The 14,618-nt window shown below is 63.0% G+C and carries 9 protein-coding genes; 5 read left to right on the forward strand and 4 right to left on the reverse strand.

All coding sequences use genetic code 11. The annotated features are described in order from the left end of the window. The first annotated feature begins 11 nt into the window (after positions 1–11). Together NKH57_RS06165 and NKH57_RS06170 are read left to right on the forward strand one after the other, a co-directional pair. Positions 12–962 (forward strand): SPFH domain-containing protein, encoded by a 951-nt coding sequence (locus NKH57_RS06165; RefSeq protein WP_023759741.1) that lies wholly within the window; start codon positions 12–14, stop codon positions 960–962. Positions 963–1,039: 77 nt separating this feature from the next. Beyond that, the gene (locus tag NKH57_RS06170; protein ID WP_023759740.1) at positions 1,040–1,504 is read left to right on the forward strand and encodes an NfeD family protein; all 465 of its coding nucleotides are present in this window, start codon (positions 1,040–1,042) and stop codon (positions 1,502–1,504) included. A gap of 4 nt (positions 1,505–1,508) precedes the next feature. Here the strand turns inward: NKH57_RS06170 and NKH57_RS06175 are convergent, their stop codons facing one another. After that, positions 1,509–2,510 carry a KpsF/GutQ family sugar-phosphate isomerase gene (locus tag NKH57_RS06175; RefSeq protein WP_352942883.1) on the reverse strand — a complete coding sequence of 334 codons (1,002 nt, stop codon included), beginning with the start codon at positions 2,508–2,510 and terminating at the stop codon, positions 1,509–1,511. Positions 2,511–2,759: 249 nt separating this feature from the next. Here NKH57_RS06175 and NKH57_RS06180 point away from each other — a divergent pair, with 249 nt between their 5' ends. Beyond that, on the forward strand, positions 2,760–4,553 hold the full coding sequence (locus NKH57_RS06180) for an outer membrane beta-barrel protein (RefSeq protein WP_352942636.1): 1,794 nt from the start codon (positions 2,760–2,762) through the stop codon (positions 4,551–4,553). A gap of 52 nt (positions 4,554–4,605) precedes the next feature. Here the strand turns inward: NKH57_RS06180 and galU are convergent, their stop codons facing one another. Then, positions 4,606–5,508, reverse strand: coding sequence for a UTP--glucose-1-phosphate uridylyltransferase GalU (gene galU / locus NKH57_RS06185; protein ID WP_023759737.1), 903 nt, complete (start codon positions 5,506–5,508; stop codon positions 4,606–4,608). Between the two features lie 210 nt (positions 5,509–5,718). Between galU and NKH57_RS06190 the strand changes: the two genes are divergently transcribed. Both NKH57_RS06190 and NKH57_RS06195 read left to right on the forward strand, forming a co-directional pair. Continuing rightward, positions 5,719–6,939 carry a lytic murein transglycosylase gene (locus NKH57_RS06190; RefSeq protein WP_352942640.1) on the forward strand — a complete coding sequence of 407 codons (1,221 nt, stop codon included), beginning with the start codon at positions 5,719–5,721 and terminating at the stop codon, positions 6,937–6,939. Between the two features lie 77 nt (positions 6,940–7,016). Continuing rightward, positions 7,017–8,231: an SGNH/GDSL hydrolase family protein gene (locus tag NKH57_RS06195; protein WP_352942643.1), complete on the forward strand. Its 1,215-nt coding sequence runs from the start codon at positions 7,017–7,019 to the stop codon at positions 8,229–8,231. 30 nt (positions 8,232–8,261) lie between these two features. Here the strand turns inward: NKH57_RS06195 and NKH57_RS06200 are convergent, their stop codons facing one another. Together NKH57_RS06200 and gltB are read right to left on the reverse strand one after the other, a co-directional pair. Continuing rightward, on the reverse strand, positions 8,262–9,716 hold the full coding sequence (locus tag NKH57_RS06200; protein WP_352725284.1) for a glutamate synthase subunit beta: 1,455 nt from the start codon (positions 9,714–9,716) through the stop codon (positions 8,262–8,264). 140 nt (positions 9,717–9,856) lie between these two features. After that, on the reverse strand, positions 9,857–14,608 hold the full coding sequence (gltB, locus tag NKH57_RS06205; RefSeq protein WP_352942646.1) for a glutamate synthase large subunit: 4,752 nt from the start codon (positions 14,606–14,608) through the stop codon (positions 9,857–9,859). Positions 14,609–14,618 lie beyond the last annotated feature (10 nt).

Consider the following 14,618-nt stretch of genomic DNA (forward strand, 5'->3'; position numbering starts at 1 on the left):
GGGAGAGCCAAATGGATTTCAGTGGTTTCGATATTGCGGTTGGTGCACTTGCCCTTCTGGTATTGGTGCTTCTGATCAAAGGCATAAGGACGATCCCGCAAGGCTACAATTATACGGTGGAGCGCTTTGGCCGCTACACCAAGACACTGAGCCCGGGCCTCAATTTCATTTTCCCGTTCGTCGACCGCATCGGCGCCAAGATGAACATGATGGAGCAGGTGCTTGACGTTCCAAGCCAGGAAATCATCACCCGCGATAACGCCATCGTCGGTGTCGATGGCATCGCCTTCTACCAGATCCTCAATGCGGCTCAGGCCGCCTACCAGGTTGCGGGTCTGCAGAACGCCATCCTCAACCTGACAATGACCAACATCCGCACCGTCATGGGTTCGATGGATCTGGACGAGCTTTTGTCGAATCGCGACGCCATCAACGAGCGGCTGCTGCGCGTCGTCGATGAAGCAGCGCATCCGTGGGGCATCAAGATCACGCGCGTCGAGATCAAGGACATCAACCCGCCGGCCAACCTCATCGAATCGATGGGCCGGCAGATGACGGCGGAACGCAACAAGCGCGCGCAGATCCTTGCCGCCGAAGGCCTCAAACAGTCGCAGATCCTCGAAGCCGAAGGCCGCAAGGAAGCCGCCTTCCGCGACGCCGAGGCACGCGAACGTTCGGCTGAGGCGGAAGCCCGCGCCACGCAGGTGGTATCGGAAGCAATTTCCAAGGGCGACGTGCAGGCGCTGAATTACTTCGTTGCTCAGAAATACACCGAGGCATTGGGTAAGATCGGCACCGCCACCAACAGCAAGATCGTGCTGATGCCGTTCGAGGCGTCGTCGCTGATCGGTTCGCTCGGTGGCATTGGCGAGATTGCCAAGGAAGTCTTCCGCAGCGAAGGCACGACCGGCGCGCAAAGACAGGCCGCACGCCCGCCAGTCGTGCGCCCAAGCGACAACTGAGATCGTAGGAGCATGACCCCGAAAAGTGGAAATCGGTTTTCGGAAAACGTCATGCTCAAACAAGAAGAAACACACCCATGATCGACCGCATCATTTCCGAACTTGGCCCGTGGAACTGGATGGTTCTCGGCTTCGCCCTGCTGGTGATGGAGATCATCGCGCCCGGTATCTTCATGCTGTGGATCGGCATCGCCGCCCTGATAATCGGCGCCGTGTCGCTACTGATCTGGGACACCGGTTTCTGGACCTGGCAGGTTCAGGTCCTCGCCTTCCTGGCGCTGTCGCTGGTCTCGGCCTATATCGGCAAGAAGCTGGTCGGCAGTCGCAATGACCCGACCGACCAGCCGCTGCTCAACCGCCGCGGCGCGCAAATGGTCGGCCGTATGGCGACACTTGCCGAACCGATCCGGGATGGACGTGGCCGCATCAAGCTGGGCGACACGCTGTGGCGTGTCTCCGGTCCGGATCTGCCGGCCGGCACGCAAGTGCGCGTGACGGGTGCGGCCGACACCGATCTGGAACTGACAGTGGAGCCCGTCTGAACGTTCAGGCCGCGCCGATCCGCAAGAGATCGTGCAGGTGGATGAGGCCGACTGGTCTCCGGCCCTCCACCACCATCAGGCTGGTGATGGCTGAATTGTTGATCGTCTGCAGCGCCGTTGCCACCAATGTATCCGGCGCCGCCGTCTTCGGTCCTTTCGTCATCACCTGATCCACCGTCATTGCCAGCAGATTGCTGCCTATATGACGGCGGATGTCGCCATCTGTGATGATGCCGACCAGCGCACCGTCGGCGTCGGTGATCGCCACGCAACCAAATCCTTTGCGCGACAGTTCCAGGATAGCGTCCTGCATGCCGGTGCCCGTGACCACCAGCGGCAGCCTGTCGCCGACATGCATGATCTCGCGGATCTGCGTCAGGTTGGCGCCGAGCTGGCCGCCCGGGTGAAAGGTGCGGAAATGGTCCGGCGTGAAGCCGCGTGCTTCGAGGAGAGCAATCGCCAGCGCGTCACCCATTACGAGTTGCAGCAGTGTCGATGTCGTCGGTGCCAGGCCATGCGGGCAGGCCTCTGGCGCGCGCGGCAAAAGCAGCACCACATCCGCCGCCCGCGCCAGCGCTGATGTCTCTCCGGCGGTTATGGCGATAAGCGGAATGGAAAAGCGCCTGGAATAGGCGACGATGCCCATCAATTCCTTGCTCTCGCCCGACCACGACATGGCGATGATGGCGTCGTCCCTGGCGATCATGCCGAGATCGCCGTGATTGGCTTCGGCGGGATGGACAAAGAAAGCCGGCGTGCCGGTCGAGGCCAGCGTCGCCGCGATCTTCGAACCGATATGGCCGCTTTTGCCGACGCCAGTGACGATGAGACGGCCTTCAATCCCGGAGATCATGTCGACGGCTTGGCAGAAAGGCCCGGCCAATCCGCTCCCGAGGGCCTCGGCAAGGGCTGCGACACCAGCTTGTTCTGTCGCCACCGTCCTCAGCGCCGAAGCGATCGACGCTTGCCTGTCCAAAGGCTTGTTGTCAGGAGATCCCGCATGCATGGCTGATGCGATTAGCGCTTTGCCGGAGCGCTGTCCAACGGAAATGGCCGCAGGCATGTCGTCCGAATGTTTGCGGCGGTTTGCGATAGCGACAGGCATGGAGACAAAAGGCTTACACGGGCCGTATAAACCCCTTGGGAAATCAGCGCTTCAGGCGGCCGGCGGCCCGCCTCCTCAACCCTCCGTTAACCATCCCCATTTACGGTTCGGTAAGTATGGCGCGCGTGCGCCGCGCAAGCAGTGGTGGCGATGTCCCGGGTCCAGCCAGAAAAATCGACAGGACGAAAGGGCAAGGCGGCCTGCGCGTTGCTGCTGGCGACCAGCATGTTTGCCCTGCTGCGCCCAACGGCGCTCCATGCCCAGGAAACGGAACTGCGCGGCGAGGTTTCGGAATCGGCGATCCTGTCCGACCAGCAGCGCAAGGCGAGGCAGCTAGCCCAAGCAGCGCAGGGTCAGGCGCCGACCAACGCCGCGCAGGACGACGCGTCGGCCCGCACCTATCTGCCGGCCAGCGCCGGCGCTGTGCCTGACGACACCGATGCCGCCGATGCAACCGCGGACGGCAGTATTTTCGGTCCGCCGGAGGCCACCGGCGACACCCCTGCCGGCATTCAAGCGCCGCTGAAGCCTCGCCGTCGCTCGTCGACCGCCGGGCAGAATGCGGCTGACCAGACCAAGGACAAGGCTGCGGACAAGTCTAGAAAGAAAAAAAAGTCGACGGCAACAGCCACCGACATCACTGCTTCCACGACCGCCTCCACGACGGACGCCAGCGACAGCGCTGACACCCCCGATGAGGAGACGGCCAACCGTCGCGCCCTCACCATCGACAGCGCCGACAAGCAGAAGCTCGACCCAGGCGCAAAACGCACGGATGCCATCGAAGGCCAGAAAAAGAAGCCGGAGGATGACCCGTTCGCCGCCACCGGCGTCAAATGGGGCTCCTTCGTCATCCGGCCGACGATCGAACAGGGCCTGACCGCCACGTCGAACGGCGATTCGAGCAATGCCGGCAAGTCGGCACTGCTGTCCGAGACGGCGCTGCGCTTTTCCGCCGCCTCCGACTGGCGCGAGAACTCCGCCACGATCGACGGCTATGGCCTGTTCCGCGAGACCGTCTCGGGTTACCCCGTTCACAACGAGCAAGGGCGCATCGAAGGCCAGCTCAATGTCGACCTCGACAATGAACTGCGCGCCATTGCCAAGCTCGGCTACGAGGCCGTACCGGAATCGGCATCCTCGCCTGACGCCATCGCGGGCGTCAGCAAGCAGCCGCTGCGGCAGACCGTCAACGGCAGCCTCGCCGTCGAAAAACACATCGGCAAGATGCAGTACACATTGACCGGTGCGGTCTCGCACGACTTCTACGGCGACGCCAAGCTTTCGAACGGCACCTCGCTGTCCCAGAAGGATCGAGACTCCACGCTCTACACCGCGACCTTGCGCACCGGCTACGAGATCTCCCCCGCCCTCACCCCTTTCACCGAAATCGAGGTCGGCCGTCGGGCCTATGATCAACGCATCGACAATGAAGGCTTCGAGCGCTCGTCGACGCGGCTAGGCGCCCGCGCCGGCCTTGCGCTCGACATGGGTGAGAAATTGTCGGGTGAATTCTCGGCCGGCTGGCTCAGGGAAGCGATCGATGACAAAGACCTGGATGCGATTTCGGGTGCCACCGTCAACGCCGACCTCAAATGGTCGCCCGAACGCGGCACCACGATCGGCCTGACCGGGCGGACCACCGTCGAGCCCACGACCACAGCCAATGAAAGTGGCGATATCCTTTATTCCGGCCGCCTGACCGCCGAACGCCAGATTCGCGCCAACCTCACCGGAAATGCGGCTTTGGGCCTGGACTGGCGTGACTATGTCGGCATCGACGGCCACGACAGGATCTGGAGCGCCGAGGCGGGCCTGACCTGGTGGCTGAACCGCTATGCCGGCCTAACGACAAGGGTGAGGACCGAACAGCTGACCAGCAATTTACCGGGCCGCGACTACACCGCCAACAGCATCTTCCTCGGTGTAAAAGTGCAGAGATAGGAAAGCCAGCCAGGCGCAGTCTGGCAAGCGACAAGTCCCCAGCTTGACTGCCTCAAGCGACGCCGAGCCGCTCCGATGGTCTTATCTCATCGAGAAGCGTGCGGATCACGCCGGCCATGTTCCCGTTCATGTCGCTGCGCCACAATGCGAAGGCGACATTGGCCTCGACAAAACCTTCCGGCGACCCGCAATCGAACGTGCGGCCCTGATAATGGTAGCCATAAAAGGCTTGCTGCTTTTCCAACTTCAGCATCGCGTCGGTGAGTTGGATCTCGTTGCCGGCGCCCTTTTCCTGGCCTTCGAGGATATTGAAGATCTCGGGCTGCAGGATGTAGCGGCCGTTGATGTAGAGATTGGACGGCGCGGTGCCGGTCTTCGGCTTTTCTACCATCTCGGTGATGCGGAAGCCGTGATGCGTGTCCTCGCCACGCCCGACGATGCCGTATTTGTGGGCTTCGGCGGGATCGCATTCCTGCACGGCGATGATGTTGTTGCCGGTTTCCTCGTAGAGCTCGACCATTGCCTTCATGCAGCTCTTCTCCGACTGCATGATCATGTCGGGCAACAAAAGCGCGAACGGCTCGTCGCCGACGAGCTCGCGGGCGCACCAGACGGCGTGGCCGAGCCCCATCGGCACCTGCTGGCGGGTGAAGCTGGTCTGCCCCGGCGCCGGCTGCAGCCGTTGCAGGCGGGCGAGCTGGTCGTCCTTGCCGCGCTGGGCCAGCGTGTCGTAGAGCTCGAACTGTATGTCGAAATGGTCCTCGATGACGGCCTTGTTGCGGCCGGTGACGAAGATGAAATGCTCGATGCCTGCCTCGCGCGCTTCATCCACCACATACTGGATGACTGGTCGGTCGACGACGGTCAGCATTTCCTTGGGGACGGCCTTGGTGGCCGGGAGAAACCGCGTGCCGAGACCGGCGACCGGGAACACTGCCTTGCGAACTCTCTTCATGCAGTCAAATATCCGCTTGATGGCTAGCTCCGCAATCCCCGTTGCAAGACATTTTCACGCCGGAATTGAGGATTACTGGGCGACAGGGCTGGAGCGATCGCCGGAAAGCTTCGAGACGTCTTTTTCGTTCCCGGCGGCGCCTATGGTAAACTAATTCCTAACCTGGTTCGGCGATGAATGGTCTTTCCTGAGACAGAGAAGGAGGAAAAGATGTCCGTTCGCAATGCCGCAAAACGTTTTACCAGCGTCATAGCGGCAGCCAGCCTCTCGCTCGCTCTGCTGATGCCTGGCCCCGCTTTCGCCGATGCCGGCTTCCGGCAATGGGTTGCCGGCTTCCGCGCCACCGCCGTGCAGAGCGGCGTTTCCGGCGCCCTCTACGACCAGGCCTTCAGGGACATCCGGGATATTGACCCGGTGGTTCTGGAAAAGGCGCGCACGCAGCCTGAATTCACGGCCCCTGCCTGGGATTATTTCGACAACCGCGTCCACGACCAGTCGGTCTCGGTCGGCCAGCAGATGGCCAGGAAATGGAAGCCGTGGCTGGACAGGATCGAGTCAAGGTTCGGCGTCGACCGCCACATCGTGCTGGCCATCTGGTCGATGGAATCGAACTATGGCGAGATCCTCAAGCGCGACGACATCATGCGCAATGTGGTCCGCTCGCTGGCGACCTTGGCCTATGCCGATCCGAAACGGGCGAAATTCGCCCGCACCCAGCTGATCGCCGCGCTGAAGATCCTGCAGACCGGCGATATCGACGAAAGCCATCTGAGCGGATCGTGGGCCGGCGCCATGGGCCACACCCAGTTCATCCCGACCAGCTATCTGCACTATGCCGTCGACATGGACGGCAACGGCAAGCGCGACATCTGGAATTCGATACCCGATGCGCTGGCGACCGCCGCCAACCTGTTGGAGAAGAATGGCTGGCAGGCCGGCAAGACCTGGGGCTATGAGGTTGTGCTGCCTGCCGGCAAGCTTCCCGGGGGCTCCAAGACGCTGTCGCAGTGGCAGGCTCTCGGCGTGGTCAGGGCCAACGGAAAGCCGTTCAAGAACGGCTCCGACAAGGCAACGCTGAAAGTACCGGACGGCCGTAGCGGGCCGGCTTTCCTGATGATCAAGAATTTCTCCGTCATCAAAGCCTACAACAACGCCGACAAATATGCGCTTGCCGTCGGTCTTCTTGCCGACGAGATCGCCGGCTCCAGCGGTCTCGTGCAGGACTGGAAGCGGCCTTTCACCAAGCTCACTTTCGAGGAAAGGCAGGAGCTGCAGAAGCGGCTTTCCCAGCACGGCCTCTACGACGGCAAGTTCGATGGCAAGATCGGCGACGGCTCGAAGTCAGCCATCATGGCCTTCCAGGCCAGCGCCGGCTTGACCCAGGATGGCTATCCGAGCTTGGAAGTGCTGAAGTGGCTCCGGCAGAAATAGAGCCGCATGCAGTGCCGCGCGGCCCTTCGGGCGCGCAAAGGACACTGTAGCAATCTGCCAAGGGATGGAGGAAGCGATTGGCTTCGGCTGCGCGCATCGCAGGGCTTGTTCGTCGCATGCCGGTGCTCATTCTGGCGGTAATCGTGCTCGCCGTCGGTGTGGCCGGCGTCTTTCACGCACCTGCAATGGCGCAGGAGCAGCAAGACCGCGGCTGGTCGTTGCGCGACCTTCTGTTCCCGCGCCGCAGCGAGCGGTTCGAGCCGCCGCAGGATATCCAGAAGGCAAGGCCCAGGCCGATTGTGAAAAAACCCCGCGCGCCCCGCCCGCCCGCGGAACCGGAAACCCCTGTGGTCGAAAAGGCGCCGGACGCCCGCGCCGTTCTGGTGGTCGGGGACTTCATGGCGGCCGGTCTCGCTGAAGGCCTCGACACCGCCTTTGCCGAGAATGCCGGCGTCAGGATCGTCGTGCGCAGCAATGGTTCGTCCGGCTTCGTGCGCGACGACTTCTACAACTGGCCCGAACAGATCAAGTCGTTGATCGAGGCCGAAAAACCCGCCGCCGTGATCGTCATGCTTGGCTCCAACGACCGCCAACAGATGAAAATCGGCGACATTCGCGAACCGCCGCGATCCGAAAACTGGATCAAGGAATATGAGCGTCGCGCCGACGCGTTCGGCAAAGCCATTACGGAGGCCAAGGTGCCTTTCCTTTGGGTCGGCATGCCGGCCTTTCGGGTACAGAAGATGACCTCCGACATGCTTGCCTTCAACGACATCTACCGTCAGGCGGCCGAAAGCCATGGCGGCGAATTCGTCGATATCTGGGACGGCTTCGTCGATGAGAACGGTGCCTTCGTCACCAGCGGCCCCGACATCAACGGCCAGCCGGTGCGACTACGCGCCGATGACGGCATCAACGTTTCGAAGGCAGGCAAGCGCAAGCTCGCCTTCTATACCGAAAAACCGCTGTTGAAGATCCTCGGACTGACCGCGCCGGGGAGCGCGGTCACGGCATCTGCCCCCGCAGGCGCTCCCGTGGAGGCGCCGGCGCCGGCCGCGGCCCCCATTGTCATCGACCGAACCGCACCGATGCTGCTCAGCGATCCGGCACTCGATGGCGGCACCGAGCTGCTTGGCGCGGCACCGCTAGCGAAGGCTAATCCGGACCTGCCGGGTGAAAAGCTAATAATCGAGGGCAAGGCACCAAACGCCTCGCCCGGCCGCGCCGACGATTTCTCCTGGCCGCCGAAGGCTACCACCGCGACCGACACCACGACCGCGATCAGTCGTTAGTATCGCAGAGCGGCTCTGAGGCCGTTTGGCTCAGCGCGGCAGAACGCTCGACCCCATTAGCGCCTCGTCGATCGATCGTGCCGCCTGGCGGCCCTCGCGGATCGCCCAGACGACCAATGACTGGCCGCGGCGCACGTCGCCGGCCGCATAGAGCCTGTCGACGCTGGTCCTGTAGTCACGGTCGTTGGCCTCGACATTCCTGGAGCGGCGGTTGTCGGTGACGATCTTCATCTTACCGTCCAGCTCCGTCGCCACGCCGACCTTCGCCGGTCCGGCAAAACCGATAGCGATGAAGGCGAGATCGGCGCGTATGACGAATTCGCTGCCGGGGATCGGCTTGCGCTTCTCGTCGACCTCGCAGCACTTGACGCCGGTCAGTTGGCCTTCCTCGCCGATGAATTCGAGTGTCGCCACCTGGAATTCACGCTCCGCGCCTTCGGCCTGCGAGGACGAAGTGCGCATCTTGGTCGCCCAGTAGGGCCAGACCGAAAGCTTGTCTTCCTTCTCCGGCGGTTGCGGACGGATGTCGAGCTGGGTGACGCGCACCGCGCCCTGGCGGAAAGCGGTGCCAACGCAGTCGGACGCGGTATCGCCGCCGCCGACAACGACGACATGCTGACCGCCGGCGATGATCGGATGCGACGGCCACGCCACAGACTGGATCGGCTCGCCGCCGACACGCCTGTTCTGCTGCACCAGATAGGGCATCGCATCATGCACGCCGCCGAGATCGTCACCGGGAATACCGGCTGCACGCGGCGTTTCCGACCCGCCGCAATAGAGCACGGCATCATGTTCGGCGAGCAACTCGGCAACCGGCTTGTCGACGCCGACATTGACGCCGCAATGGAAGGTGACGCCCTCGCCCTGCATCTGCTCGATGCGCCGGTCGATATAGTGCTTCTCGATCTTGAAGTCGGGAATGCCGTAACGCATCAGCCCGCCGGGTCGGCTCTCGCGCTCATAGACATGGACGTCGTGGCCGGCGCGGCCGAGCTGCTGGGCAGCCGCCATGCCGGCCGGTCCGGAGCCAATGACGGCGACACGTTTGCCGGTCTTCTTCTCCGGCGGATAAGGCCTGATGTGGCCGGTTTCATAGGCCTTGTCGGCGATCGCCTGCTCGACCGTCTTGATGGCGACGGGGATGTCCTCGAGGTTCAGCGTGCACGCTTCCTCGCAGGGCGCGGGGCAGATGCGGCCGGTGAACTCCGGGAAATTGTTGGTCGAATGCAGGTTGCGGATCGCGTTGTCCCAGTCGCCATTGTAGACGAGGTCGTTCCAGTCGGGGATCTGGTTGTGGATCGGACAGCCGGTCGGCCCATGGCAGAACGGAATGCCGCAATCCATGCAGCGCGCGGCCTGTTTCTCGACCTCCTTGTCCGACATCGGCAGCGTGAATTCACGGAAATGCCGGATGCGGTCGGAGGCCGGCTGGTACTTGTGCACCTGCCGGTCTATTTCAAGAAAGCCTGTTACCTTGCCCATAGTCCAGTTCCTGCTGTCCAGATGGTGCGGTTTTCGCCGCACCCGTTAACCTCTTGAGGCAGCCGTGGCAACCTTTCGCACGAGGTCAAACTGTCGATGAAGATAGGCCGGGAGACCTGAGCCTCCCGGCAATCCCAAGTCTATTCCGCCGCAACGCCCATGCGCATGCGTTCCATCTCGATCAACGCGCGGCGGTATTCGACCGGCATGATCTTGCGGAATTTCGGCCGGAATGTCGTCCAGTCGTCGAGGATCTCGCGACCGCGCACCGAACCAGTGTAGTGCACATGGTTCGAGATCAGCTGATAGAGCCGCTCCTCGTCATGGCTGGTCATGTCGCCTGACACATCGACGCGTCCCTTGTGGTCGAGGTCGCCGCCGTGATGCAGCAGCCTTTCCATCAAATCGTCTTCTTCCGGAACCGGTTCCAGCTCGACCATCGCCATGTTGCAGCGCTCGGCGAAATCGCCCGCTTCGTCGAGCACATAGGCGACGCCGCCCGACATGCCGGCGGCGAAGTTGCGCCCGGTCTGGCCGATGACGACGACGATGCCGCCGGTCATGTACTCGCAGCCATGGTCGCCGACGCCTTCGACGACAGCCGCCACGCCCGAATTGCGCACCGCGAAACGCTCGCCGGCGACACCGGCGAAATAGGCCTCGCCCTCGGTAGCGCCATAGAGCACCGTATTGCCGACGATGATGGAGTCAGCCGCGACGATCTTGGCCGCTTCTGGCGGCCGGATGACGAGGCGTCCGCCCGACAGGCCCTTGCCGACATAGTCGTTGCCTGCGCCGACAAGCTCGAACGAGATGCCGCGCGCCAGGAAGGCGCCGAAGGACTGGCCGGCGGTGCCGGTCAGCTTCACCGAAATCGTATCCTCGCGCAGGCCCTTGTGCTTGAAGCGCTTGGCCACCTCGCCCGACAGCATGGCGCCGGTCGAGCGGTCGACATTTCGGATGTCGACCTCGATCTTGACCGGCTGCTTGCTTTCGAGCGCCGGCTTGGCCAGTTCGATCAGCCTGCGGTCGAGCACGTCGTCGATCGGATGCTTCTGCCGCTCGGTCCAGTGCGCCGCTTCATGCGGCGCATCCGGCTTGAAGAACATCTTCGAGAAGTCGAGCCCGCGCGCCTTCCAGTGGACGATCAGGTCGCGCTTTTCCAGAAGGTCGGTGTCGCCGATGATCTGGTCGATATGGGTGTAGCCCATTTCGGCGAGCAGACCGCGAACCTCTTCCGCAACGTAGAAGAAGAAGTTGATGACGTGTTCCGGCGTGCCCTTGAAGCGCTTGCGCAGCACCGGATCCTGCGTAGCGACGCCGACCGGGCAGGTGTTGAGATGGCACTTGCGCATCATGATGCAGCCGGCCGCGATCAGCGGCGCGGTCGAGAAGCCGAACTCGTCGGCGCCGAGCAGCGCGCCGACGATGACGTCGCGCCCGGTGCGCAAGCCGCCGTCGACCTGCAGCGCGACGCGTGACCGCAAGCCGTTCAAAACCAGCGTCTGGTGAGTCTCGGCGAGACCCATTTCCCACGGGCTGCCGGCATGCTTGAGCGAGGTCAGCGGCGAGGCGCCGGTACCGCCATCATAGCCCGAGATGGTGATGTGGTCGGCGCGCGCCTTGGCGACGCCCGCCGCAACCGTGCCGACGCCGACTTCCGACACCAGTTTGACCGACACGTCGGCGGCCGGATTGACGTTCTTCAAATCGTAGATCAGCTGCGCCAGATCCTCGATCGAATAGATGTCGTGATGCGGCGGCGGCGAGATCAGGCCTACGCCCGGCGTCGAATGCCTGACCTTGGCGATGGTGGCATCGACCTTGTGACCGGGCAGCTGGCCGCCCTCGCCGGGCTTGGCGCCCTGCGCCACCTTGATCTGCATCATGTCGGAATTGACGAGATATTCGGCCGTGACGCCAAAACGACCCGAGGCGACCTGCTTGATCGCCGAGCGTTCGGGATTCTTGCCGCCGCCAGGCAACGGCAGGTAGCGGTCGGCCTCCTCGCCGCCCTCGCCGGTGTTCGACTTGCCACCGATCTGATTCATGGCACGCGCCAGCGTCGTGTGCGCTTCGCGCGAGATCGAGCCGAACGACATCGCCCCGGTCGAGAAGCGCTTGACGATGTCGGCCGCCGGCATGACGTCGTCGAGCGCGACCTTCTTGCGGCCGGTTTCCTCGGCTAGCTTGATCCTGAACAGGCCGCGAATGGCCTGTGCGCGGGCCGTCTCGCTGTCGATCTGGGCGGAATAGTCCTTGAACGTCTCCCACGATCCCTGGCGCACGGCGTGCTGCAATGTGGCGACCGCGTCGGGCGACCACATATGCGCCTCGCCGCGCATGCGGAACATGTATTCGCCGCCGACCTCGAGGCTGTTGCGCAGCACCGGGTCGTTGCCGAAACCGTCATTGTGGCGGCTGAGCGTCTCGGCCGCGATCTCGTCCAGCCCGACACCTTCGATCAGCGTAGCGGTGCCGGTGAAATATCGCTGCACGAAATCGGTCTTCAGCCCGACGGCGTCGAATATCTGGGCGCCGCAATAGGACTGGTAGGTCGAAATGCCCATCTTGGACATCACCTTGAGAATGCCCTTGCCGATCGACTTGATGTAGCGCGAGACGACTTCGTAGGCGTCCACTTCCTTCGGCAGCTCGCCACGCTTGTGCATGTCGAGCAGCGTGTCGAAGGCGAGGTACGGGTTGATCGCCTCGGCGCCATAACCGGCAAGGCAGCAGAAATGATGCACCTCGCGCGGCTCGCCGGATTCGACGACGAGGCCGACCGAGGTGCGCAACCCCTTGCGGATCAGGTGATGATGGACCGCGGCCGTCGCCAAAAGCGCCGGGATGGCGATGCGGTCCGGCCCGACCTGGCGGTCCGACAGGATGATGATGTTGTAGCCGCCGGCGACCGCCGCCTCCGCCCGCTCGCACAGGCGGTCGATGGCGCCTTGCATGCCTGCCGCCCCTTCGGCGGAGCCATAGGTGATGTCGATCGTCTTGGTGTCGAAGCGGTCCTCGGTGTGGCCGATGGAGCGGATCTTTTCGAGATCGCCATTGGTCAGGATCGGCTGGCGCACTTCGAGCCGCTTGCGGCGCGAATTGCCGACCAGGTCGAAGATATTCGGCCGCGGCCCGATGAAGGACACCAGGCTCATCACCAGTTCCTCGCGGATCGGATCGATCGGCGGGTTGGTGACCTGGGCGAAGTTCTGCTTGAAATAGGTGTAGAGAAGCTTCGACTTGTCCGACATGGCCGAGATCGGCGTGTCGGTACCCATCGAGCCCACCGCTTCCTGGCCCGTCGTCGCCATTGGCGACATCAACAGCTTGGTATCTTCCTGGCTGTAGCCGAACGCCTGCTGGCGATCGAGGAGGCTGACGTCCTTGCGCAGTTCGCGCGGCTCGACCGGCTTCAGATCTTCCAGGATGAGCTGCGTGTTGGCGAGCCAGGTCTTGTAGGGATGCTTGGCCGCGATCTCCGACTTGAGCTCCTCGTCGGAGACGATGCGTCCCTTTTCCAGGTCGATGAGAAGCATGCGGCCGGGCTGCAGCCGCCACTTCTTGACGATCTTCTCCTCCGGCACCGGCAGCACGCCGGCTTCCGAGGCCATGATGACCCGGTCGTCGTCGGTGACGATGTAGCGCGCCGGGCGCAGTCCGTTGCGGTCGAGCGTAGCGCCGATCTGGCGGCCATCGGTGAAGACGACCGCCGCCGGTCCGTCCCACGGCTCCATAAGGGCCGCATGGTATTCGTAGAAGGCCTTGCGGTCGGCATCCATCAGCTTGTTGCCGGCCCAGGCTTCCGGGATCAGCATCATCATGGCGTGGCTGAGGCTATACCCGCCCTGGAACAGGAACTCGAGCGCATTGTCGAAGCAGGCGGTGTCGGACTGACCGTCATAGGAGATCGGCCAAAGCTTCGAGATGTTGTTGCCGAACAGTTCGGAATCGACCGAAGCCTGCCGCGCTGCCATCCAGTTGTTGTTGCCGCGCACGGTGTTGATCTCGCCATTGTGGGCGACCATGCGATATGGATGCGCCAGCTTCCACGACGGAAACGTATTGGTCGAGAAGCGCTGGTGGACGAGGATCAGCGCGGTCTCGAAGCGCGGATCCTTGAGGTCCTTGTAATAGGCACCGACCTGGTAGGCCAGGAACATGCCCTTGTAGACGATGGTGCGCGCCGACAAAGACACGCAATAGGCGCCGATGTCCTTGTTGTCGTTCTCGGCATAGATCCGGCCGGATATGACCTTGCGCAGCAGATAGAGCCTGGCCTCATACTCCTCGTCGTCGGTAATGTCTGGCGTGCGGCCGATGAATATCTGCCGATGGAACGGTTCCGACGCGACGATATCAGCCGCCTTCGACAGTGACGAATTGTCGACGGGCACGTCACGGAAACCGATGAGCGGAAGCCCCTCGGATTGCGCCGATTCGGCAATGATGTCCTCGACATGGGCGCGAAGTGCCGCGTCCTGCGGCATGAACCAGTGGCCGACGCCGTATTGGCCCGCCGGTGGCAGGTCGATGCCCTGGGCCGCCATTTCCTCGCGGAAGAAACGATCGGGAAGCTGCACCAGCACGCCGGCGCCGTCGCCGACCAAGGGATCTGAGCCGACGGCGCCGCGATGCGTCAGGTTTTCGAGCACGGCAAGCCCGTCCTTGACGATCTGATGCGACTTCACGCTCTTCATGTTGACGATGAAGCCGACGCCGCAGGCGTCATGCTCGTTACGCGGGTCGTAGAGACCTCGGGCGGAAAAGCCGTTGACGGTGCGACCAAAGTTGGATCGGCCGATATTGGTCAGGGACGTATTTTTGACGGTTGCCGCTTTCGTCTGCGCGGCCTGGCCGTTCGTCGCAGATTGCGTCATGTCCGTCATCTCCTGTCCT

Source organism: Mesorhizobium sp. M1050 (assembly GCF_040318715.1).
Lineage (GTDB): Bacteria > Pseudomonadota > Alphaproteobacteria > Rhizobiales > Rhizobiaceae > Mesorhizobium.